The following is a 22,612-nucleotide window of genomic DNA, read 5'->3' as shown; positions in this document are numbered from 1 at the left end:
TGATGCGCGCGCGGACGGAAAGCCCCCGGGGCCTCTCCGTCCACGCCGCGCCATGGCACTTCCCGTTGTATAGGTATCGCACCGGGCGGTTTCAACGCGCGGCCCCGTCGCAGAGCGACGATTTGGCCGCGATCAGCCCGGAACCACCGTCTTCCGACGGGTGAGGGAAACAAAATCGAAATCCGCCTCGTCGCGCGGCCCCCGTTCGCCGGCGACCCGGGCGGTCTCGACCCACACCGCCGGATCGAGTCGGGGGAAGGCGACGGCACCGGCGGGATCGGGCGAGAGCTTCACCTCCGTCAGCTCGACCCGGTCGCACAGAGGCAGCGCCTGGGCATAGATCTCGCCGCCGCCGACGATCGCGACCGTGTCGACGCCGTCGCGCTCCGCGATCGCGCGGCCCCGTTCGATCGCCGCCTCGAGGCTCGCCGTCACCTCGGCGCCTTCGGCATGGAAATCGGAATCGCGGGTGACGACGATGGTCGTGCGCCCCGGCAGCGCCTTGCCGATCGAGGCCCAGGTGCGCCGGCCCATGATCATCGGTCGGCCCAACGTCAGTGCCTTGAAGTGCTTCAGGTCGGAGGGAATGCGCCACGGCAGGTCGCCGTCGCGACCGATCACCCCGTTCGCCCCCGCCGCGACGATCGCCACGATCTCGATGGTCATGCCCCCTCCCCGACCGCCGCCAGCCGGACGAGCGCCTCGCCGTCGACCCGCATCACCGTCCATTCCTCCATCGGCCGCGCGCCGAGCGACTCGTAGAAGGCGATCGACGGGGCGTTCCAGTCGAGCACCCACCATTCGAAGCGGCCGAGCCCTTCCGTCACGCAGCGCTTGGCGAGATGCACCAGCAGTGCCTTGCCGTATCCCTTGCCGCGCCGGTCGACGTCGACGAAGAGGTCCTCGAGATAGATCCCGTGGCGGCCCTCGAAGGTCGAGAAGTTGTAGAACCACAGCGCCATGCCGACCGGCACCCCGTCCTCCTCGACGAAGTCGCAGAAGGCCTTCGGGTTCTCGCCGAAGAGCGCCGCGTCGAGCATCGCCTCGGTGGCGCGCACCGCGTGCTCGAGCTTCTCGTAGGCCGCGAGCTTCATCACGAAGGAGAAGACGAGGCCGGCTTCGCCCGGACGGGCGGGACGGATGGAGATCTCGGTCATACCGCCACCGGTGCCTTGATGTGGGGATGGGGATCGTAGTCGACGAGTTCGAAATGCTCGAAACGGAAATCGAAGACGTCCTTCACGCTCGGGTCGATCCTCATCGTCGGCAAGGCCCGCGGCGTGCGCGAGAGCTGCGTCTCCACCTGGTCGAGGTGGTTCAGATAGAGGTGCGTGTCGCCGAAGGAATGGACGAAGTCGCCCGCCTTCAGCCCCGTCGCCTGCGCCATCATCATGGTGAGGAGCGCATAGGAGGCGATGTTGAAGGGCACGCCGAGGAAGACGTCGGCCGAGCGCTGGTAGAGCTGGCAGGAGAGCTTTCCGTCGGCGACATAGAACTGGAACAGGCAGTGGCACGGCGGCAGCGCCATGCGCTCGACGTCGGCCGGGTTCCAGGCCGAGACGATCAGCCGCCGGCTGTCGGGCGAGCGCCGGATCATCTCCTGCACCTGCGCGATCTGATCGATGGTGCCGCCGTCGGCCTTCGGCCACGAGCGCCACTGATGGCCGTAGACCGGGCCGAGATCGCCCTTCTCGTCCGCCCATTCGTCCCAGATGGAGACGCCGTTCTCCTTCAGGTAGGCGATGTTGGTGTCGCCCTTGAGGAACCACAGCAGCTCGTGGACGATCGACTTCAGATGCAGCTTCTTGGTGGTCAGCGCCGGAAAGCCGGCCGCGAGATCGAAGCGCATCTGATGGCCGAAGATCGAGCGCGTACCGGTGCCGGTGCGATCGGTCTTGGTGGCGCCCTCGTCGCGGATCTTCCGCATGAGGTCGAGATATTGCTGCATCGGACGCGATCCTCGCTCTGCCGCCGGTCTGATACGAAGTTCGGACGATCGATCCGAACTCCGTATTCCGTTCGCCGAAAATGCCCTGTCCGGACAAGGGCATTTTCGGCGCATTGGATCCGGCATCGCGAAGCGATCCGCCGGATCCCGTATGACGCCTCGGGGGGCCGATCGACGACTACCACATGTGGGGCGATCGACTCGCCGATGATACCAGCGATCCACCACTTTCCGAGCCGTCCGGTCTCGCCACGTTCGTGCCGCGATGCCGGGCGATGGAGCGCGCGGACGAAACGAATCGGGGAGCCCGCCATGCGCATCGCCCACGTCGCCCTCTGGACGCACGATCTCGACGCCTCGGCCGACTTCTGGTCCCGCCACTTCGGCGCGACCGTCGGGGAGGAATACGTCAGCCGCAACCGCCCGGGCTTCCGCTCGCGCTTCGTCCGCTTCGCCTCCGGCGCGGCGCTCGAACTGATGACCGGCCCCTGGGTCGAAGGCGAGAAGGCCGATCCCGGCGAACGCGTCGGCTGGGCCCACGTCGCCGTCGCCCTCGGCTCGGAAGCCGCGGTGCGCAGCGCCGCCGAACGGCTCGCCTCCGAGAACGCGCTGATCTCGCCGCCGCGCACCACCGGCGACGGCTATTTCGAGGCTGTCGCCCGCTCGCCCGAGGGCGCGCTGGTCGAGATCCTCGCCTGAGAATTCGGTCGAACGCCGCGCGGCCTCACTCGGCCGCCAGCCGCTCGATCTCTTCCTCGTGGAAGCTCTGGACGATGTGACCGGCGAGCGCATCGACCGCGGCGCCGTTCGCCCGCGGACTGCGCATCATCTGCACCTCGTAGTGCCCGATCGGCGGCAGGTCGCGCTCGTCGATCGGCACCAACTCGCCGTCGATGACGCTGCGCGGCAGCGGCGCCACGGCGAGATCGGCGAGCACCGCCGCCATCTGCCCGACGTAGTGCTGGCTCGAATAGGCGACCCGGTAGGGCACGCCCATCTGGTCGAGCGCGTCGGTCGCCCGCATCCGCCAGCAACAGGTCGTGCCGGAGACGGCGAGCGGCAGCGGCCGGCGCTGATGCGCCTCGCCGTGGCGCACGCCCGCCCAGACCAGTTTCTCGCGATGGACGATCGTCCCGGTGAACGGAATGGTGCAGCCCATCCCCGCCGAGACCAGCGCGATGTCGACCAGGCCGGCGTCGAGCCGGGCGGCGAGTTCGGTGCTCGGCCGGCAGTCGACGTCGACCTGCACCAGCGGATGCGACGCCGCGAAACGAGCCAGAATGCGCGGCAGGAAGCGCGTCGCATAGTCGTCGGGCGTGCCCAGCCGCACCATGCCGGCGGTGTCGGCGCAGCGGAAGCGCATCAGCGCCTCTTCGTTGAGGCGCAGGATCCGGCGGGCATAGCCGAGCAGGTCGTCGCCGGCCTCGGTGAAGACCACCGAGCGTCCGTCCTTGGCGAAGAGCGGCCGGCCGACGATCTCCTCGAGCCGCTTCATCTGCATCGAGACCGCCGAGGGCGTGCGATGCACCGCCTGCGCCGCCCGGCTGAACGAGCCGGTGCGGGCGATCGCCGCGAAGGTCTTCAGGAGGTCGATCTCCAGCATCGCCGAACCGCCGAAGGCGGCACCGCCCACGTTCGCTCCCGCGCCATCCCGCAGCATGTCCATGACGACACCTCGAATGTTCAATCTCTCTGATGAGGGAGATTAGACCTTTTCGTTTGTCTGATCAATTGGACGCGCGCATCCTGTCATCGTCGGCCGGAGAGCGGTCGATCCCCGACCCACGGGACCACTGCAACGTCGAAGGCGACCGCCTTCGCGAACGGGAGAACACGACCATGCGCAACGCCGCGTTCGAAATCGCCCGCGGTCGCGACGACTGGGCCCCCTCGCTCGGCCGCCGCCTCGCCGATGCCCTCGCCGGCATCGCCACCGCCCTCCTCGGCCGCCGCCGTGCCGCGGCCGACCTCGCGGTGCTGCGCACCCTGAGCGCGCCCCACCTCGCCGACATCGGCCTCGCCCCGCACGATCTCGTCGGCCTCGACGACGACCCGCGCGCGGCGACCCGCGCCCTCGCCGCGCGGGCCCGCGCCCGCCGCGCCGACCACGCCGATCGCTGGGCGAGCCCGACGCTGTGAGCCGATCTTCGGGAGAAACGACGGCGGGGTCTTTTCGCGGAGCCCGCCGTCACCTATATTCGTCGTGCCGTCGCAAGGCGGCTATGGCGATAAACGAACGGCGCAATAAGCCTATCGGACCCGGGGGCAGTACCCGGCGCCTCCACCCGAGCCCATCGCGATCAGCCGCGGTGGGCTCCGGCGGGGGCGAACCAGGATCGACGAGGGTCTAAAATCCGGTCTTTCGCTCGGCATGATACCGCCGTCATCGGGTCAAAATTATAGTTGCCAACGACAACTATGCTCCGGTTGCAGTGGCCGCGTGAGCGGTCTCTGACTCCGGTCAACAAGTCCTGACGTGTAGCAGCGTCTAGGCGGGGTTCGGGGGCACCTGGCAACAGAAGCCCTCACTTCCCTTTCCCGCCCCCTCCGATCGCCCGCGTGGCGAATCCGCGCGTCTTGCGCTAGAAGAGAGGACGGACACCGCACGAGCAGAGCCGAAAGCGAACCGCCATGACCCAGGATCTCATCCGTTACGACGTTCTCGTGCAGGAAGCCCTGCGCGGTGTCGTCCGCAAGGTGATGGGCGAGATCGCCAAGACCGGCCTGCCGGGCGACCACCACTTCTACGTCTCCTTCGACACGCGCCACCCCGGCGTGCGGCTCTCGGGCCGCCTGCGCCAGCGCTATCCGACCGAGATGACGGTGGTGCTCCAGCACCAGTATTGGGACCTCGAGGTCAACGACCAGTATTTCGAGGTCGGCCTGTCCTTCTCCGGCATCCCGGAGCGGCTGCACGTGCCGTTCAACTCGGTGAAGGGCTTCGTCGACCCCTCGGTCGAGTTCGGCCTGCAGTTCGAGGTGATCTCGGAAGCCGGCGAGGAGGCCGCCGACGGCGCCCGTCTGGTGCCGGTCGAGCCCTCGGTCATCCCGACCCCGCCGGCGCCCGAGCCGGTCGTCGTCAAGGTCGAGGACAAGCCCGCCGCCCCCGCCGCGACGGCCACCGAGCCGGCCGCGCCTCCGTCTGATACCGGAGCGACGGTTGTCTCACTCGACAAGTTCCGCAAGAAGTGATCAGCTCGAGAGCGTGAGGCGGTCATGACCGAAATCCTGTCGCTCTCGAAGGCTCGCAAGGAGCGCGCCCGCGCGGAAGACAAACGCCGCGCCGAGGAGAACCGTGCCAAGTTCGGCCGGACGCGCTCCGAACGCGAGACCGTCACGATGATCGACCGGATCGACCAGCGCCGCCTCGACTCCCACCGCCGCGAAGAGCTCCCTGCGCCGCCTCGATCGGAGGACGACGCCTCTCGTGGCTGATCCCGAGGAGGCTGCCATGGACAAACGCTCCATGACCATTGCCGGCCATCGCACCTCGGTCGCACTGGAACCCGAATTCTGGGCGGCACTCGAAGCCATCGCCGCGGCGCGCGGTTCCTCGCTCTCCGCGCTCGTCGCCGAGATCGACGGCACGCGCACCCCGACCCGCAACCTCGCCTCCGCCATTCGCGTCGCCGTGCTGGCCCACTGGATGCAGCGCGCCGCCTGAGGGCGCGGCGACGTCACGCGTCGCCGACCGCCTTCGACGTCACGGTGCACCGACCACCGGCCTGACCGGTACCTTCGCCTCGGGAAGCCCCGCAGGCGGCGCGATCTTCGCCGCCTCGGCCGCCTCGCGGGCCCGACGACGCGCCTCGATGCGCTCGAGAATCGCGCGCGCACGCAGCCGTTCGATCCGTCCCTGACGTTCGACGTCGCTCGCCTCGATCTCGCGTTCGGTGCGCTCGAGCAGCAGATGCGCCGCGAGCGGCGCCTCGTCGATGGAGAGCAGCGGCGAAAGGACGCTCCCGCCGAGCACCACGTCGACCGCCGGCACCGCCCGTGAGATCGGCGTCGCCAGCCGCACCGCCGCCTCGCCCGCCGGCTCCACCGTGATCGACCCGTCGAGCTTCCCCGTCGCCACGTCGAGCCCGGCGCGCGCGCCGATCCGGACCGCCCCGGCCGCGAGATCGACCCGCGGCAGACGCAGCTGTCCGCCGTCTAGGAGAAGCGGCACGTCCGTCGCCTCGAAGGCGGTGGCCCGCCCCTTCATCGCCGCCAGCGCCTCGGCGGGCTCGAGCGTCGGCCCCGCCGGCCGATGCGCCGTCGCCGCCGGATCGACGCCGAGGAGCCGAGCGGCCGAAAGCGTCATCCGCCCGCTGCCGCCGGCCCGCGCCACGAAGTCGCGTCCGCTCGCGCCATGGGTCTCGAAGGCGACCTCGCCCGAGAGCCGGCCCTCGAGCGCCGGCCGAGCCGGCCCCGCGACGAGAGACACCCCCTCCCCCGCGATCCGCCCCGACAGCGCCAACCCGGCGCCCGCCCGCCGCGCCTCGAGGCCGCCGGAGAGCGCAAGAGCGCCGTAGGTCGCGGCGAGATCGGCGAGCCGCACCGACCCGTCCGCGCTCGACACCCGGCCCGAGAGCGCGGTCAGCGCGAAGGCCTCGCCGACGTCGAGCGTCGCCGCCCGCGTCGTCGCCTCGAGATCGAAGGGAAGCCCGGAAAGCCCGAAGAGAAGCGTCGCCGCTTTGCCGCGATCGATGCCGATCTCGCCGGAAAACTTCGGTCGTACGCCGGTCGTGTCGACGAGCCCGCGCGCCGTGGCGCGGATGCCGACGACCGTGCCCTCGGCCTGCTCCACCCGCCACTGCCCGCCGCGCCCACGGATCGAGGCCGAGACATCCACGGGCAACCGCCGTTCGAAGGCGAGGCCCGGTCGGCCGACGAGCGCGCCGAGTGCGGCGAGATCCGGCGAGGCGAGCCGCCCCGTCGCCACCCATTCGCGTGCGCCCGAGGCATCGCGCCCGTCGTGCCCCTCGAGCGTCAACCGACGATCGCCGAAGCCGGCGTCGAGCGAGAAGCGCAGGCCCTCCGACGGCCGCCCGGCGATCGTTCCCGAAAGACGGATGCCGTCGCTCTCGGAGAGGCCGAAGCGCTTCGTCGCCTCGCGGCCCAGACGCGCGTCGGCGAGCGTCAGCCGTCCGTCGATGCGGCCGCTCGCGACGTCGTCGGGGCGGCCTTCGAAGTCGATGTCGCCGGAGAGCCGCCCGCCGGCGGCACGGCCCGCGAGCGTCGCCTTCACCCGGCTCCCGACGTCCGCGGCGGCGGCTTCGACGACGAGATTGAGATCGAACGACCCGGCGGCGGCACCCGCCGCCTCCCACGGATCGGCGGCCTCCGGTGCGAAGGCGGCGGCGAGTGCCCGCGCGGTGCGGGCCGCGTCGGTCGCCGAGAGTTTTGCCTCGATCCGCCCGCGCGGCGCGGCGAAGGGGTCGGCGATCCGCCCACCCGCTTCCAGCTTCGCCCCCAGAAGGTCGGCGACCGCCAGCCGGTCGATCGCCCATTCGCCCGGCGCGATGCGCAGGCCGGCGCGTACCCCGCGGGCCGTCGCTCCGCCGAGCGTCACCGACGCGACGTCGAGATCGACGTCGATCGACCGCTCGGCATTCGGCGCCCCGCCCGCCGCGGTCGCCGCGGTCGCCGCCGCCGCGAGGCCGAAGAGGCGACGCCCGTCGAGCCGTTCGGCGACGAGACCCAGCCGCGTCAGCCCGTCCGCCCGTCGTTCGACCCGCCCGCGCGCCCGCTCGGGTCCCGCCGCGATCTCGAGATCGCGGCCGAAGAAACCGTCGCGCGACAGCAGGAAGGGACCGGACACCTCGATCGCCCCGATCCGCCGCGTCCCCGCCGCCTCGCCCGCCCACCAGGCGGCGAGGTCTTCCGGCTCGGCGACCGCGAGCGTGCCGGTGCCGTCGAAGCTCGGCGCCGCCGGATCGACCCGGCCCGAGACCTCGAGCCTGCCGCCGCCGGGCAGGCGCGCCGCCAGCCGATCGATCGCCACCCCGCCCGGCCGCCCGCGCGCCTCGACGGAAACGTCGGAGAGCACCCGCCCGCCGAGCGTCAGCGCGTCGACCCCGAGCGTCAGCCGCAGGCCCGCCGGCAGCACGGCCGCACCCTGCGAACCGCCCAGCCGTTCGGCGAGAGCCGCGACGCGCGCCCGCGCGCCGCTCGTCGTCTCGCCACGGTCGAGATCGATCCGCGGCGTCGCCAGCACCGCCTCGAAGGCAGCGCTCTTGCCGAAGGTCGCCGCCAACCGCCCGGTGAACTTGGTCTCGTCGCCGGCCGCCCCGAGCGTCAGCGCCAGATCCTCGACCCGCGCCCCCGAGACGTCGGCCTCGAGCCGCCCGGTCGCCGACGCGACCGGAACACTGCCGTCGCGACGCTCGAGCGACACGGTACCGGCGAAGGTCGGCCGGTCGCCCCCCTCGATCGTGCCCTGGAGGAGAGCGCTCACGCCGTCCGCCGGCGAGGCGAGCAGCGCGCGCAGCCGTGTCGTCGCCCCGTCGGGACGCGCCGCGACTTCGAAACGCAGATGTCTGCCGCCGTGATCACCCTCGACGTCGAGCCGCCACTGCCCGCCGTTGCCCTCGACCCGGCCGCGGCCGGCGATCGCCGCCACGCTCTCCTGCCGGCCGGAACGGCGGTCGGCGAGGCGTAGCGTGCCGTCGACGATCCGCGCCGTCTCGATGCCGATGCCGGCGAGATCGCCGCCGCCTGCGGGAAGGCCGATGACGCGGCCGTCCGCGTCGATCGCCAGATCGAGCCCGGGGCGTTCGAGGACGAGTTCGGCGACGCGCACGTCGCCATGGGTCAGCGCCGCGACGTCGAGATCGAGTTCGAAACGGCCGACGCGGGCGAGCGGGCGGGCGACGTCGCCCACCACCACGTCGCCGAAACGGACGCGGGGGCTCGGCAGCAGACGCGCGTCGACGTCGCCGAGCACGGTGACGGGGGCGCCGACGATGCGGCTCGCCTCGCGCTCGAAGACGGCCCGATGCGCGCTCCAGTCGACGAAGAGCGGCCCGACCAGCGCCGCCACCAGCGCCAGGATGATGGCGACCCCGATGCCGATATAGGCCGAGTTCACCGCGCCCTCCGCCCGTTCCGCGTCAGATCGTGACGATCTTTCCGGGGTTCATGATGCCCTGCGGGTCGAGCGCCTGCTTGATCGCCGCCATGGCGTCGAGGGCGGGACGACCGTGCTCGGCCTCGAGATACTTCATCTTGCCGGTGCCGACGCCGTGTTCGCCCGACGCCGTCCCCTCCATCGCCAGTGCCCGCTCGACGAGGCGTCCGACGAAGGCCTTGACCGTGCCGATCTCGGCGGCGTCGTTCGGGTCGAACAGCGGCAGGACGTGGAAGTTGCCGTCGCCGACATGGCCGACGATCGGCGCGAAGAGGCCGGAGGCCTCGATGTCGCGCTTGGTCTCGGCGATGCACTCCGCCAGCCGCGAGATCGGCACGCAGACGTCGGTCGAGAAGGTCTGGCATCCCGGACGCATCGCCATGCCCGCCCAATAGGCGTCGTGGCGCGCGGTCCAGAGCTTCGTACGCTCCTCCGCCACCGTCGCCCAGGTGAAGGGTCCGCCGCCGAGGTCCGCGGCGATCTCGCCGAAGCGGGTCGACTGTTCGGCGACGCCCGCCTCGGTGCCGTGGAACTCGAGCAGCAGCAGCGGCGTCTCGGGCAGCGTCAGCTTCGAATAGGCGTTGCAGGCCTTCACCTGCGCCTCGTCGAGGATCTCGATGCGGGCGACCGGGATGCCCGACTGGATCGTCGCGATCACCGCGTCCGCCGCCGCCGCGACGTTCGGGAACGGGCAGATGCCGCCCGAGATCGCCTCCGGGATGCCGGAGAGGCGCAGCGTCAGCTCGGTGATGATGCCGAGCGTGCCTTCCGAGCCGACGAAGAGGCGGGTGAGGTCGTAGCCCGTCGCCGACTTCTTGGCACGGCGCGAGGTGACGACCACCTCGCCGGAAGCGGTGACGACGCGCATGGCGATCACCGTGTCCTTCATCGTGCCGTAGCGCACCGCGTTGGTGCCGGACGCCCGCGTCGCCGCCATGCCGCCGAGCGTCGCGTCGGCGCCGGGGTCGATCGGGAAGAACAGGCCGGTGTCGCGCAGCTGTTCGTTCAGCGCCTTGCGGCGGATGCCGGGCTCGACCACCACGTCGAGATCTTCCGGGTGGACCGCGACGATGCGGTCCATCGCCGAGACGTCGACCGAGACGCCGCCGTAGGCCGCGTTGAGATGGCCCTCGAGCGAGGTGCCGGCGCCGAAGGGCACGATCGGGCAGCGATGGGCGGCACAGATCTTCACGATCTCGACCACCTCGGCCTCGGAACGGGCGAAGACCACCGCGTCCGGCGGCTGGTTGGGGATCCAGGTCAGCGTGTGACCGTGTTGCTCGCGCATCGACGCCGAGGTCGAAACCCGCTCGCCGAACCGGGCCTGCAAGGCCGTCACCGCTGCCGAAATCGCCGCCTCGTCGCGCACGCGTCCGCTCATCGTCGTCTCCGAGAAAAAGGAAGGCGGACCCTATCAGCCGTTCGCGACGGACGAAAGGTCGAGGCCGCGCCTCAGCCCCGCTCGAGCGTACGTGCGACCATGCGCGACAGGGCCGGCCCGATCGCCACCAGGACGAAGAACCGCACCGCCTGCAGCGCCAGCACGAAGGAGACGTCGACCGGCGTCGAGGCGGCGATGACGGCGATCGTGTCCATGCCGCCCGGCGAGGTGGCGAGCCACGCGGTCAGGGGATCGATGCCGAGCCGCTCGTGCAGCTCCAGCGCCACCACCGCCGAGACCGCCATCAGCACGACGATCGACGCGGCGATCCACGGCAGCGCGCGCGCCGCATGGACGACCGAGGCGCGAGTGAAGCCGAGGCCGATCGTCCAGCCGAGGCCGGTATAGGCGGCGACCAGCAGCCAGGTCGGCAGTTCCATCGCGAACGTGTCCGAGCCGTGCAGCGCCGCGCCGACGACCAGCGGTCCGATCATCGCCCCCGAAGGCACCCGCGACAGCACGCCGAGCACGCCCATGACCACGATCAGCGCGATCGTCAGGGCGAAGGGGCCGGGATGGATCGGCGGAAACAACACCGGCGGGGCGGGCATCGCCTCGACGCCGATGAACAGCCGCGCCGCCACGGACGCCGTCGAGGCGACGAAGAGCACGCGGACATATTGCATGAAGGCGACGAGCTGGACGTCGGCGCCGTAGTGGGCGGCCTGCACCACCATGGCCGAGGCCGCACCCGGCGAGGAGCCCCAGACGCCGGTCGTCCCCGGCACGATGCCGAAGCGCGACAGCGCCCAGCCGAGAAGGGTCGCCGTCGCCACGATCACCCCGACCGAGCCGAGCAGGATCGGCCATTCGTGGCGGAAGGTCGCGACGATCGACGGCGTCAGCGCGGTGCCGAGCATGGCGCCGACCACCGCCTGGGAGGCGAGGAAGACCCGCCGCGGCACGGCGAGCTCGATTCCGGCGAGGCGCACGCCGATGGCGGCGATCAGCGGTCCGATCAGGAAGGAGGCCGGCAGCCGCGCCTCCTCGAAGCCGAGCGCCACGACGAGCGAGGCCGCCGCCAGGATCGCCCAGCCGGCCAGACCGTTGATGCTCTTCGGACCCGTCATCCGCGCGCTCCTTCGCCCGCCGTCGCGGGCGACCGCGATCGACCACGAAGCTCCGCCGCGGTCAAGCGTCGCAGGGCGGGCGCGTGCCCTTCACGACGCGCATGGCGCGCTTCGGCGCGTTTCTCGGGGGATCGGCAGCACTTCGGACTCGCCTTCGTCACGGAAATGTCATTAATTCCGCGCGACGAAACGACCGCGGATCAAATCCATGCTGTCCTGGTTCCGGGCGATCATGCCCAAGGAAGACGGGTTCTTCGATCACTTCGAGGCCCATGCCCGTGTCCTGCTCGACGGCGCCAAGGCGCTGCACGCCCTGCTCGCCGGCGCGCCCGACATCGCCGCCGCCGCGGCGGAGGTGAAGCGCCACGAGAACGCCGCCGACGACATCACGGCCGAGGTCCTGCTGGCGGTGCGCCGTTCCTTCATCACGCCCTTCGACCGGGTCGACATCAAGGATCTGATCGAGTCGATGGACGACGCCATCGACCAGATGCACCAGACCTCCAAGGCGATCCTTCTCTTCGAGGTGACGGCGTTCACCGAGCCGATGCGCGAGATGGCGGCGATCGCCGTCGAGGCGGCCGAGCTGACCGTCCAGGCGATCCCGCTGCTGCGGAAGATCGGTGCCAACGTCGCCGAACTCAACGCCTACGCGGTCAAGATCACCGAGCTCGAAGGCCGCGCCGACAAGCTGCACGATCGCGGCCTGAAGGAACTCTTCGTCGCCCATCGCAATTCCGACCCGATGGCCTATACGATCGGTGCCGAGATCTACAGCCACCTCGAGCGCGTCGCCGACCGGTTCGAGGACGTGGCCAACGAGATCTCCGGCATCGTCATCGAGCACGTCTGATCGACCTGCCGTCCCCGAAGAGAGTCCCATGGACGCCACGCTGGCCCTGCCCCTCCTCGTCGGCCTGATCGCGGTCGCGCTCGCCTTCGACTTCCTGAACGGCCTGCACGACGCGGCGAACTCGATCGCCACGATCGTCTCGACCCGCGTGCTGTCGCCGCAGTATGCCGTCGCCTGGGCGGCGTTCTTCAACTTCATCGCCTTCATGTTCTTCGGCCTGCACGTCGCCCAGACGCTGGGCAAGGGCATCGTCGAGGCCTCGGTGATCGACCCGCGCGTCGTCTTCGGCGCGCTGACCGGGGCGATCGTCTGGAACGTCGTCACCTGGCTCCTCGGCATCCCGTCGTCGTCGTCGCACGCCCTCGTCGGCGGCCTGATCGGCGCCGGCACCGCCAAGGCCGGCATCGCCGCCGTCGTCATGTCGGGCTTCCTCAAGACCACCGCGGCGATCGTGCTGTCGCCGCTGTTCGGCTTCCTCCTGGCCCTGCTGCTGGTGGCCCTGGTCAGCTGGATCTGCCGACCCTTCACGCCCTTCGCCGTCGACCGGTCCTTCCGCTCGCTGCAGTTCCTCTCCGCCTCGCTCTATTCGCTCGGTCACGGCGGCAACGACGCGCAGAAGACCATGGGCATCATCGCCGTGCTGCTCTACTCGCAGGGCTATCTCGGCGGCGAGTTCCACGTTCCCTTCTGGGTGGTGATCTCGTGTCAGGCGGCGATGGGCATGGGCACGCTCTTCGGCGGCTGGCGCATCGTCCACACGATGGGCTCGAAGATCACCCGCCTCACCCCGATGCAGGGCTTCTGCGCCGAGACCGGCGGTGCCATGACGCTGTTCTTCGCCACCTGGCTCGGCATCCCGGTGTCGACCACCCACACCATCACCGGCTCGATCGTCGGCGTCGGCGCGGCGCGCCGCACCTCGGCGGTGCGCTGGAACGTCGCCTCCTCGATCGTCGTCGCCTGGGTGGTGACGATCCCGGCCTCGGCCGCCATCTCGGCCGCCACCTGGTGGCTGGTGGGGCTGTTCTGATGGCGAAACCGTCGGCCGAACCCACCGTTCCGCGCCGACAGATCGCCGCCCTGCCCTGGCGGATCGTCGACGGTCGCCTCGAGGTCTGTCTGGTGACGACCCGCGAGACCCGCCGCTGGACCATCCCCAAGGGCTGGCCGATGCGCAACCGCACCGACCGCGACGCCGCCCGCCTGGAAGCCGAGCAGGAAGCCGGCGTCACCGGCAAGCCGACCAAGGCACCGATCGGCACCTACGACTATTTCAAGCGCCTCGTGGATCGCTTCGAGCTGCTGCGGGTCGAGGTCTATGCGCTCAAGGCGACGAAGACGCTCGAGGACTGGAAGGAGAAGGGCGAACGCGAGGTGCGCTGGTTCACCGCCGCCGACGCGAGCCTCCTCGTCGAAGAGCCCGAACTGGCGACGCTGATCACCCGTTTCGCCCCCGAGGCCGCCTGAGCCTCACGCGCGCGCCCGGACGACACCGATCGCCGCCCCCGCCGCGAGCATGATCAGGGCAGACGGCGGGGTGAAACCGACGAAGGCGGCGAGCGCACCCATCCGGCCGGCCCGCAGGAGGCCGATCGCCAAGCCGACCCGCAACGAGGCGGGCCCCGGGAGAAACGGGCAGAGCGCGACGAGATCGGCGGGGGTGGCGTCGTCGTGCCGGCGCCGACGCACGACGAACTCCTCGCGGAAAGGGCCGAGATGGGCGATCGGCCCGCCGAAGGCCGTCAGCCCCAGACGCAGGAAGGCGAGGAAGACCTCGCCCACCCGACCCTTCGGTCGTGCCTGCCGATCGCCGTCCGCCGCCCCGCCCATGGCCTCTCCCGCCCTTCGCGGGAGAGGATGGACCCGTCGGCGACGGCGGCGTGAACGCCTCAGGCGGCGCGCACTTCGGCGAGGAAGGTCTCGACCGCCGCCCGCAGCCCCTCCGCCTCGCGGGCGAGCTCGCCCGCCGACGACAGGACCTGCGTCGAGGCGGCGCTCGACGACGAGGCGGCGGTGCTGACACCGCTGATGTTGGCGCTGACGTCGGAGGCGCCGTGCGCCGCTTCCTGGACGCTGCGCGAGATCTCGACCGTGGTCGCACCCTGCTCCTCGACCGCCGCGGCGATCGATCCGGCGATGCCGTTCATCGTGTTGATGGTGGCGCCGATCGCCTCGATCGCGTCGGCCGCGCGATGGGTCGAGGTCTGGATGGTGGAGACCTGCCGGCCGATCTCGCCGGTCGCCTTGGCGGTCTGTTCGGCGAGCCCCTTGACCTCCTGCGCCACCACGGCGAAGCCGCGACCGGCCTCGCCGGCGCGCGCCGCCTCGATCGTGGCGTTGAGGGCGAGGAGATTGGTCTGCGCCGCGATGTCGGAGATCAGCTGGACGATGGTGCCGATCTGGTCGGCCGCCGCCGCGAGGCTGCGCACCTGTTCGGTCGACGCCTCGGCCTGGGAGAGCGCCGCCGACGCGGTCGCGGCCGAACGCTCGACCTGACGGCCGACCTCGGCCACGGTCGCCGAGAATTCCTCGGTCGCCGCCGCCACGTTCTGGACGTTGGCGGTGGCCTCTTCGGCCGCCGCGGCGACCGCCACCGACTGGGCGGAGACCTCTTCGGCCGACGACGACAGCGTGCTCGCCGCCGCCTCGAGTTCGGTCGCCGCCGACGACACGGTCGTCACGATGCCGCCGACGCGGGCCTCGAAGCGATCGGCCAGCGCCAGCATCGCCGCGTGCCGCTCGGCCGCGGTGCGGGCTTCGGCCTCGCGCTGCGCCGCCTCGAGCACCAGACGCTCGCGGGCATTGTCGCGGAACACCTCGACCGCCTTGGCCATGCTGCCGATCTCGTTGCCGGCGTCGCGGCCGGGCACGACGACCTCGAGGTCGCCGCCGGCGAGACGCCCCATGGCATCGGTCATGCCGGAAATCGGCTTGGAGATCGCCCGCCCGATGACGAAGGACAGGCCGACCAGCACCAGGACCGCGCCGAGCAGGGTGAACTGCATCTGGCGTTCGACCTGATCGGCGATGGCCGCGGCCCGAGTCTCGGAGGCCTTGCGCAGGGCGGTGGCGGCGGTCTCGATCTCCGTCATCTTCGGCTCGATGCCGCGATGGACCTGCGCCATCTGGCTCTCGGCGTCGTTCACGCGCTTCGCGCCGACGACCCAGGCGTTGAAGCCGGAGCGATAGATCGTCGCCAGACGCACCAGATCGTCGCGCTCCGCCGGCGGCAGGTCGAGCGACTGAGCGCGGTCGACGATGAGGGTCAGCTGGCGATCGAAACCCTCGAGATACTTGGCGTCGCCGCGCATCATGTAGTCCTTCTCGTGGCGACGCGCCTTGAGGAGGATGGTCTCGAGATCGGCACCGGCGCCGAGGCCGGCGATCACCGCCTCGGTCTCGTGGGCGGCGCGGCGCAGATCGCCCTGATAGCCGCTGTCGGGCTTCAGACCGAGCTTCTTCTTGGCCGCGACCAGCTTGTCGAAGGTGCCGAAATAGCTGGCGATGCCGGTCGAGATCTCGGTGAGCGTCCCGGCGATGCGGGCGCGCTCGCCCTCCTTCGCCATCTCGCCGAGGCGCGCGAGGTTCGTCATCGCGGCCTTGCGATCGGCGTCGTGTTCTTCGAGCGACTTCTGGTCGAGCCGCATCAGGAAGTTCTTCTCGGCGCGCCTGAGCTGGAGCAGCGTCGTCTGCAGTCCGACGACCTCGTCGGCGAGCGCGCGATTGGCCTCGGCCTCGACCAGCGCGGCGTCGCGCTCGTTGTTGCCGGTCACCTGGACGGTCGCCACGACGACGAAGGCCGCGACGGCCACGACCGTGATCGACGCAACCTGAAAGCCGATCCGCAGATCGGAAAAACGCAATGCCATGACGGACCCCGGGAAGCATTGTTGGGTGCCCACATGACACGCCCAACGGGTTTATCGGCGGTTAATCGAATCCCGGGGGCGAACCGATTTCTTTCGAGATTTCCGAGCGCAGGCGCCGAATACATCGGCAGATGCCCAAATCAGAATCAATTACGTAACGTCACTCAGTAAAATTCGACGTAAGTTGCGACGGTATCCGATCGCTGCGACGAATGATCACCCCCATACCGCAAGGCCCGCCCGCGGCGGATCGCGGCGCTCGGGCGGCGGAGCGGTGGCCCGACAGCCGCGGTGGGCGGGTGGATCGCGGGGCGGCGGGACGACGGGACCCGCCACGGTCGCCGGCCGCGATGGAGGGAGACCGGGCGGCGGCAGAGCCGAGGGCGCGAGCGTCACTTCAGCCGGAAATAGTTGCGCCACGCCAGACCGATGAAGAAGACGAGGAGAATGGAGAGGAGGTTCTGCGAGATCATCGCGAACTGAAAATACGGCGGCGGGATCGGTCGGCAGGGTTCGACGAGCGTCCCCGCCCCCATTTCCGCCTTCGCCGCCGGCCAGGCGCCGCAGAAGAGGAACTTCTTGGCGTCGGCATCGACGGTGAGCGGTCCGACGAAGGGCACGGCGTTGGAGAGCGCCAGTTGCCCGACGACCGCGTCATAATCGGAGCGGACGCGCGCCTCCGCCGTCTGCCATCCCTTCACCACGGCGAGCGCATCCGCGTTCTCGAGCGACCGGGTCACGCCCTCGCGCGCGGCCTCGACGGCCGTCTCCTGTCGGTCGGCGAGAAGAGCGGAATAGCGAAGATCGAAGGCGAATACACTCGCGACGAGCCAAGCAGCCGGGCGCAGCCACGAACGACCGTAGTCGGAGAGCAACCAGTAGCCGCTCATGACGACGATCCAGGCGCAGTGAGCGGCAAGCGCCCCCCAGCGCTTCTCGCGGCGATAGCGCGCGAAGTAGATCCCCCGCTCCGCCTTGCGTTCCTCGATGTAGAGATCGCGCTCGAAGTCGTGGTTCTTGGTCGCCTCGATCTGTGAGCGCAGGGCGCGGAGGCGGACGGCAACGGAGCTTTCGGTCGTCCAGTCGGGCTTCGACCACGGCTGATCGGCCGATGCGAACCCTGCCCGCGCGCCGGTGAAATCGATGCGCTGGAGGTTGGTCGCGCCATCGAAATCCGGTGGTTCGTCAAAGCGGACATCAGTGAAGTCCGCAGTGCGCTCGAACGAGCGTCTGGCGAAGGAAACGGCGCCGCGAAAATGGGCCCCGGAAAATGATACGCCTGAGAACTTCCCCGGGCCGAAGCCCTTCTCGTTCGCGTATTCCTTGTATGCCTCGCCCTTAAGGTGCCGCTGCGTCTTCGTCAATAACCCAAGTGTACTGACATAGAGAGCAACGTCTCGCCGCGCATCACTACCTGAGAAATTGGCTTCACCGAGAAAAACTGCACCCTTGAACCGAGTTTCAGGACCAAAAACCGCCCCCTGGAACCACGCCTCATCTAGAAACACCGCATCAGTGAAGCTTGCTGCAAAGCCAAATAACGCCCCTCCGAACTGCGGCAAGGAGCCGAACTGAGCCTTCGAAAAATCAGCATCGTCGCCGAACACGACGGCCCCGAATCGCGCCCATATGCCGAAGCGCGACCGCCGGAATGCGGCTTTGTCGCCGAAAATGGCGTTCCGGAAGATTGTGCGATCCCCAAATTTCGCATCGTCGAACGAAGCACTGTCGCCGAACCTTGCGCCGTCGAACCGTGACTCACGGGCGAACGTCGCACCTGCAAACCGTGCCCCACTGCCGAAAACCGCACCAATGAAGCACGCCCTCGCTCCGAACTCGAACCCTTCGAACGAAATCCCCCGGTTCTCCTCCGTCCGAAAGTCCACCCCCTCGAACGTTACCGCCCGGCCCGCATTCGCCGGACCACGCCGCCATTTGTTCCAGCGCTCGCGCGCTTCCGTCCGTGCTTCGTCGGTGTCCTCGCGCGGCCGCGCCAGCTTCAGAAAAAACGCCTGATCGTAGACCGGCTCAGGCACCTCCGCCTCGGCCTCGTCCCCCGTCATCCCGTCTCTCGGCTGCATCGCGTCGTCGCTCATGCCTGCGATCCTCGCGCGAGTCCTCGTGCCGGCGCAAGCATGTCGCGACACGTACCCTTCTCCCGGCTCTCCCCCTCGCCGCCGCCCTCCTCGTGCCCATATCCGTGCTATGGTGGCGGGTGAACGAACAGAGAATCATGGTCGCGGTCGAGGGCGCGTTCGCCCCGTTTCCGCCCATCACGCCGAGACGCCGAGACGCATGACCAACGGTTTCGACCGCGACGACGATCCCTTCTCGCCCGGCTGGACGCCGCGACCGAACCCGCGCGCCGCCCACCCCGCCGCCGCGGACGACGACGACTGCCCGATCCCCATGCCCGGCGCGCCCGCGCGGGCAACCGACCGTGCGCCCTCCTCCGGCCGCGCGCCCGTGGACGCGCCTTCTCCGAGACCCGGCGGCATCGCCGCCCGCGCGGCTGCCGCCAACTTCGCCCCGCGCGAGGAATCCTTCTTCGCCGGGCTCAATCCGGAACAGCGCTCGGCGATCGAGGCGACCGAAGGCCCCGTCTTGGTGCTCGCCGGCGCCGGCACCGGCAAGACGCGGGTGCTCACCACCCGCATCGCCCATATCCTCGCCTCCGGCCGGGCGCGTCCCTCCGAGATCCTCGCCGTCACCTTCACCAACAAGGCGGCGCGCGAGATGAAGGAGCGCATCGGCGCCCTCGTCGGCGAGCGGGTCGAGGGCATGCCCTGGCTCGGCACGTTCCACGCCATCGGCACGCGCATCCTGCGCCGTCACGCCGAACTGGTGGGGCTGCGCTCCGACTTCACCATCCTCGACATGGACGACCAGCTGCGGCTGATCAAACAGGTGATCCAGGCCGAAGGCATCGACGAGAAGCGCTGGCCGGCGCGCCAGTTCGCCACCTTCATGGACGGCTGGAAGAACAAGGGCCTGACGCCCGATCAGGTGCCGCCGCTGGAGGCCCGCGCCTTCGGCAACGGCAAGGGCGGCGAGCTCTACCGCGCCTATCAGAACCGCCTGCTGACGCTCAACGCCTGCGACTTCGGCGATCTGCTGCTCCACGTCATCCGCATCTGGCGCGATCGGCCGGACGTGCTCGCCGACTGGCAGCGCCGCTTCCGCTACATCCTCGTCGACGAGTATCAGGACACCAACGTCTGCCAGTATCTCTGGCTGCGGCTGCTCGCGGTCGGGACGAAGAACGTCTGCTGCGTCGGCGACGACGACCAGTCGATCTACGGCTGGCGCGGCGCCGAGGTCGACAACATCCTGCGCTTCGAACACGACTTCCCCGGCGCCCTCGTCGTGCGGCTCGAGCGCAACTATCGCTCGACGACGCATATTCTCGCGTCCGCGTCGCATCTCATCGCCCACAACGAGGGCCGGCTCGGCAAGACGCTCTTCACCGAGAAGGACGACCCCGACGCCGAGAAGCTCCTCGTCGCCAATTCCTGGGATTCGGAAGAAGAGGCCCGCTCGATCGGCGACGAGATCGAATCTCTGCAGAGAAAAGGCACCCGCCTCGACGAGATCGCCATTCTGGTGCGCGCCTCGTTCCAGATGCGCGAGTTCGAAGATCGTTTCGTCACGCTGGGGCTGCCCTACCGCGTCGTCGGCGGCCCGCGCTTCTACGAGCGCATGGAGATCCGCGACGCCATGGCCTATTTCCGGGTCACGGTGCAGCCGGCCGACGATCTCGCCTTCGAGCGCATCGTCAACACGCCCAAGCGCGGCCTGGGCGACGCCACCCTGCAACAGGTCCACGCGCTCGCCCGCGCCCAGGGCGTGCCGCTGCTCGAGGCCGCCGCCCGCATCGTCGAGACCGAGGAGCTGAAGCCCAAGGTCCGCGGCACGCTGAAGGGCCTCGTCCAGAACTTCGCCCGCTGGCGCGACCAGCTCGACGCCCTGCCCCACGGCGAACTCGCCGGCCTGATCCTCGACGAGGCCGGCTACACCGAGATGTGGCAGAACGACAAGTCGGCGGAAGCGCCGGGCCGGCTCGAGAACCTCAAGGAACTGATCAAGGCGATGGAGGACTACGAGTCCCTCCCCGCCTTCCTCGAGCACGTCGCCCTGGTCATGGACACCGACAACGACCAGTCGGTCGAGGCGGTGAACCTGATGACGCTGCACTCGGCCAAGGGCCTCGAGTTCGACCACGTCTTCCTGCCCGGCTGGGAGGAAGGCCTCTTCCCCCACCAGCGCGCGCTCGACGAGGGCGGCCGCTCCGGCCTCGAGGAGGAACGGCGGCTGGCCTATGTCGGCATCACGCGGGCGAAGAAGAAGGCGTGGATCTGGTTCGCCTCGAACCGCCGCATCCACGGTTCGTGGAACTCGTCGCTGCCCTCCCGCTTCCTCGACGAGCTGCCCGAGCCGCATGTCGAGGTGCGCGAGGGCGGATCGAACTACGGCGGCTACGGCCGCTCGCGCTTCGATCAGGTGGAGCCCTTCGGCTCGACCTATGCGACGCCCGGCTGGCAGCGGGCGCAGGCGCAGAAACAGGGCCGCATGGTGCGCGGCTACGGCGCCGACCACGCCGACCACGCCGACGAGGATCGCGGTTCGACCGATCGCGGCTGGGCCGGCGCCGGTCGCGGCCGCTTCGGTGAGGCCGAGGGCCGCAACGGGCCGCAGGGCTTCGAGGAGCGCGGTTCCCGCTGGCAGTCGGGGCCGGAGCGCTTCGAGCGCTCGCCGGCGCGCGACCGCTGGGGCAACCCGATCCGCGACAAGCACGTCAAGGTGATCGAGGGCTCGCTGATCGCCAAGTCGGTGACGGCGACGCCGTCGAAGTTCTCGATCGGCGATCGGGTCTTCCACCAGAAGTTCGGCAACGGCACGGTGGCCGACGTCGAGGGCGAGAAGCTGACGATCGACTTCGACCGCGCCGGGCAGAAGCGGGTGCTGGACGGGTTCGTGACGATCGTGGGGTGACGGGGGCGGGCTGAAATGCCCCGAGGCGATCCCGATCATCCGACGCCGTGCAGAGGCCCTTCATGCTGAGGTGCTCGGCGTAGCCGAGCCTCGTGAGCCACGAAGGGCCGAGTGGCAAGGCCCGTCGTGGCTTCGCACTTCGAGGCCCGACCTGCGGTCGGGCACCTCAACATGAAGCCGAACTGGGAAGTCCAACCTCCCTCTTCACCCCACCCGGCCGACGCGCGCCAGCGCATGCGTCACCAGCCGGTCGAGCAGATCGCGGGTTTCGACGCCGCTCGCCGCCATCGCCTTGGGGTACATCGAGATGTCGGTGAAGCCGGGGATGGTGTTGACCTCGTTGACGAGGATGCGCATCTCGGCCGTCACGAAGACGTCGACCCGCGCCATGCCGTCGCAACCGACCGCGCGGAAGGCGTCCGCCGCCACGGCGCGCACCGCCGCCTCGACGTCCTCCGGCAGGTCGGCCGGCACCGCCAGCGCCGCGCCGTCGGCGTCGACGTACTTCGCGTCGTAGGTGTAGAAGCCGTGCGCAGCGGCCGGGGCGATCTCGCCCGGGCGCGACACGAAGAGGCTGCCGGCCGGCGCCTCGAGCACGGCGCATTCGATCTCGCGACCGGCGACGAATTCCTCGACCAGAAGCTTGGTGTCGTAGCGGAAGCCTTCTTCGATCGCGGCGTCCCAGTCGGCGGGCGTCGAGACCTTGGAGACGCCGACCGACGAGCCCTGGCGCGCCGGCTTGATGAAGAGCGGCAGGCCGAGGGCGGCGACCGCCTCGACGAAGCCCGGCACCGCGCCGGGGCGAAGCGTCAGCGAGCGTGCGTTGGCGAGCCCCGCCTGGGTCAGCAGCCGTTTGGCGACGTCCTTGTCGAGCGCCGCCGCCGAACCGAGGATGCCGCAGCCGACCAGCGGCACGCCGGCGACCGCCGCGAGCCCCTGCACCGAGCCGTCCTCGCCGTCGAGCCCGTGCAGAACGGGGAAGAGGAGATCGATCCGCGGCCCCTCGCCCATCGTCCCCTCGGGGGAGACGGCGATCGTCCGCCCGTTGCCGCCCGGCACCGGCACGATCTCGGTGCCCGCCTCCGGCCGATCGAGCCGTCCTTCGGCGAAGCCGCCGACGAACCAGCGACCGGCTCGCGTGACGAAGATCGGCAGGACGTCGTATTTCGCAGGATCGAGCGCGCGGACCACGTTGGTCGCCGACATCACCGAGACGTCGTGTTCGGAGGACCGCCCGCCGTAGAGCACCGCGATCCCGAGCCCGGTCTTGTCGTTCGATCCCACCATGTCCGATCGTCCCTCGCGCGTGTCCTCGCCGAGACCTT

19 protein-coding genes, 1 other RNA gene and 1 pseudogene are annotated in these 22,612 nt (G+C 70.0%); 10 read left to right on the top strand and 11 right to left on the bottom strand.

The window, feature by feature from the left end; all coding sequences use genetic code 11:
* Nucleotides 1-132: 132 nt before the first annotated feature.
* The 3 genes from ACT541_RS14505 to ACT541_RS14495 are packed head-to-tail and all read right to left on the bottom strand — an operon-like array spanning nt 133 to nt 1,948.
* Complete coding sequence (locus tag ACT541_RS14505; RefSeq protein WP_476137796.1) at nt 133-666, bottom strand: dihydrofolate reductase; 534 nt, start codon at nt 664-666, stop codon at nt 133-135.
* Nucleotides 663-1,157, bottom strand: a complete 495-nt coding sequence (locus tag ACT541_RS14500; RefSeq protein WP_476137795.1) for an N-acetyltransferase family protein — start codon at nt 1,155-1,157, stop codon at nt 663-665. The genes ACT541_RS14505 and ACT541_RS14500 overlap by 4 nt, the downstream gene beginning before the upstream one ends.
* A complete protein-coding gene (locus tag ACT541_RS14495) occupies nt 1,154-1,948 on the bottom strand; it encodes a thymidylate synthase (protein WP_476137794.1) in 795 nt (264 codons plus the stop codon). Before ACT541_RS14495 ends, ACT541_RS14500 begins: the two co-directional genes overlap by 4 nt.
* Before the next feature lie 312 nt (nt 1,949-2,260).
* Between ACT541_RS14495 and ACT541_RS14490 the strand changes: the two genes are divergently transcribed.
* The gene (locus tag ACT541_RS14490) at nt 2,261-2,647 is read left to right on the top strand and encodes a VOC family protein (RefSeq protein ID WP_476137793.1); all 387 of its coding nucleotides are present in this window, start codon (nt 2,261-2,263) and stop codon (nt 2,645-2,647) included.
* A 25-nt stretch (nt 2,648-2,672) separates the two neighbouring features.
* Here ACT541_RS14490 and ACT541_RS14485 read toward each other — a convergent pair whose 3' ends face one another.
* Nucleotides 2,673-3,614 carry a LysR substrate-binding domain-containing protein gene (locus ACT541_RS14485; RefSeq protein WP_476137792.1) on the bottom strand — a complete coding sequence of 314 codons (942 nt, stop codon included), beginning with the start codon at nt 3,612-3,614 and terminating at the stop codon, nt 2,673-2,675.
* Between the two features lie 173 nt (nt 3,615-3,787).
* Here ACT541_RS14485 and ACT541_RS14480 point away from each other — a divergent pair, with 173 nt between their 5' ends.
* The 5 genes from ACT541_RS14480 (at nt 3,788) to ACT541_RS14460 (ending at nt 5,612) form a co-directional block, all read left to right on the top strand.
* Nucleotides 3,788-4,087, top strand: a complete 300-nt coding sequence (locus ACT541_RS14480) for a hypothetical protein (RefSeq protein WP_476137791.1) — start codon at nt 3,788-3,790, stop codon at nt 4,085-4,087.
* A gap of 27 nt (nt 4,088-4,114) precedes the next feature.
* Nucleotides 4,115-4,478, top strand: a transfer-messenger RNA (tmRNA) gene (ssrA, locus tag ACT541_RS14475).
* A 101-nt stretch (nt 4,479-4,579) separates the two neighbouring features.
* Nucleotides 4,580-5,140: an SspB family protein gene (locus ACT541_RS14470; protein WP_476137790.1), complete on the top strand. Its 561-nt coding sequence runs from the start codon at nt 4,580-4,582 to the stop codon at nt 5,138-5,140.
* Nucleotides 5,141-5,164: 24 nt separating this feature from the next.
* Nucleotides 5,165-5,383 carry a DUF4169 family protein gene (locus ACT541_RS14465; RefSeq protein WP_476137789.1) on the top strand — a complete coding sequence of 73 codons (219 nt, stop codon included), beginning with the start codon at nt 5,165-5,167 and terminating at the stop codon, nt 5,381-5,383.
* A 16-nt stretch (nt 5,384-5,399) separates the two neighbouring features.
* Nucleotides 5,400-5,612 (top strand): ribbon-helix-helix domain-containing protein, encoded by a 213-nt coding sequence (locus tag ACT541_RS14460; RefSeq protein ID WP_476137788.1) that lies wholly within the window; start codon nt 5,400-5,402, stop codon nt 5,610-5,612.
* A gap of 39 nt (nt 5,613-5,651) precedes the next feature.
* Here ACT541_RS14460 and ACT541_RS14455 read toward each other — a convergent pair whose 3' ends face one another.
* The 3 genes from ACT541_RS14455 to ACT541_RS14445 form a co-directional block, all read right to left on the bottom strand.
* Nucleotides 5,652-9,023, bottom strand: coding sequence for an AsmA family protein (locus ACT541_RS14455; RefSeq protein WP_476137787.1), 3,372 nt, complete (start codon nt 9,021-9,023; stop codon nt 5,652-5,654).
* 22 nt (nt 9,024-9,045) lie between these two features.
* A complete protein-coding gene (locus ACT541_RS14450; RefSeq protein ID WP_476137786.1) occupies nt 9,046-10,443 on the bottom strand; it encodes an FAD-binding oxidoreductase in 1,398 nt (465 codons plus the stop codon).
* Nucleotides 10,444-10,514: 71 nt separating this feature from the next.
* Nucleotides 10,515-11,573: an AbrB family transcriptional regulator gene (locus ACT541_RS14445; RefSeq protein ID WP_476137785.1), complete on the bottom strand. Its 1,059-nt coding sequence runs from the start codon at nt 11,571-11,573 to the stop codon at nt 10,515-10,517.
* Nucleotides 11,574-11,781: 208 nt separating this feature from the next.
* Between ACT541_RS14445 and ACT541_RS14440 the strand changes: the two genes are divergently transcribed.
* From ACT541_RS14440 to ACT541_RS14430, 3 genes are read left to right on the top strand one after another with little or no spacing between them, the layout of a single operon-like run.
* On the top strand, nt 11,782-12,426 hold the full coding sequence (locus ACT541_RS14440) for a DUF47 domain-containing protein (protein ID WP_476137784.1): 645 nt from the start codon (nt 11,782-11,784) through the stop codon (nt 12,424-12,426).
* Between the two features lie 28 nt (nt 12,427-12,454).
* Nucleotides 12,455-13,456, top strand: a complete 1,002-nt coding sequence (locus tag ACT541_RS14435) for an inorganic phosphate transporter (protein WP_476137783.1) — start codon at nt 12,455-12,457, stop codon at nt 13,454-13,456.
* Nucleotides 13,456-13,893 (top strand): NUDIX hydrolase, encoded by a 438-nt coding sequence (locus tag ACT541_RS14430; RefSeq protein ID WP_476137782.1) that lies wholly within the window; start codon nt 13,456-13,458, stop codon nt 13,891-13,893. Before ACT541_RS14435 ends, ACT541_RS14430 begins: the two co-directional genes overlap by 1 nt.
* A 36-nt stretch (nt 13,894-13,929) precedes the next feature.
* On the opposite strand, the pseudogene ACT541_RS14425 reads toward ACT541_RS14430, so the two are convergent.
* The 3 genes and pseudogenes from ACT541_RS14425 to ACT541_RS14415 all read right to left on the bottom strand — a co-directional run.
* A pseudogene (locus tag ACT541_RS14425) lies at nt 13,930-14,256 on the bottom strand (chromate transporter); the annotation flags it as partial.
* A 59-nt stretch (nt 14,257-14,315) separates the two neighbouring features.
* Complete coding sequence (locus ACT541_RS14420; protein ID WP_476137781.1) at nt 14,316-16,295, bottom strand: methyl-accepting chemotaxis protein; 1,980 nt, start codon at nt 16,293-16,295, stop codon at nt 14,316-14,318.
* A gap of 392 nt (nt 16,296-16,687) precedes the next feature.
* On the bottom strand, nt 16,688-18,391 hold the full coding sequence (locus ACT541_RS14415; protein WP_476137780.1) for a pentapeptide repeat-containing protein: 1,704 nt from the start codon (nt 18,389-18,391) through the stop codon (nt 16,688-16,690).
* A gap of 313 nt (nt 18,392-18,704) precedes the next feature.
* Between ACT541_RS14415 and ACT541_RS14410 the strand changes: the two genes are divergently transcribed.
* Complete coding sequence (locus tag ACT541_RS14410; RefSeq protein ID WP_476137993.1) at nt 18,705-21,287, top strand: ATP-dependent helicase; 2,583 nt, start codon at nt 18,705-18,707, stop codon at nt 21,285-21,287.
* Between the two features lie 204 nt (nt 21,288-21,491).
* On the opposite strand, the gene ACT541_RS14405 is transcribed toward ACT541_RS14410, so the two are convergent.
* Complete coding sequence (locus tag ACT541_RS14405) at nt 21,492-22,574, bottom strand: D-alanine--D-alanine ligase family protein (protein ID WP_476137779.1); 1,083 nt, start codon at nt 22,572-22,574, stop codon at nt 21,492-21,494.
* Between the last annotated feature and the right edge of the window lie 38 nt (nt 22,575-22,612).

It is taken from the genome of Pinisolibacter sp. DMC100 (assembly GCF_056313705.1).
Note: the sequence above shows the minus strand (reverse complement) of the source record. Positions and strands in the feature narration are given on the sequence as shown.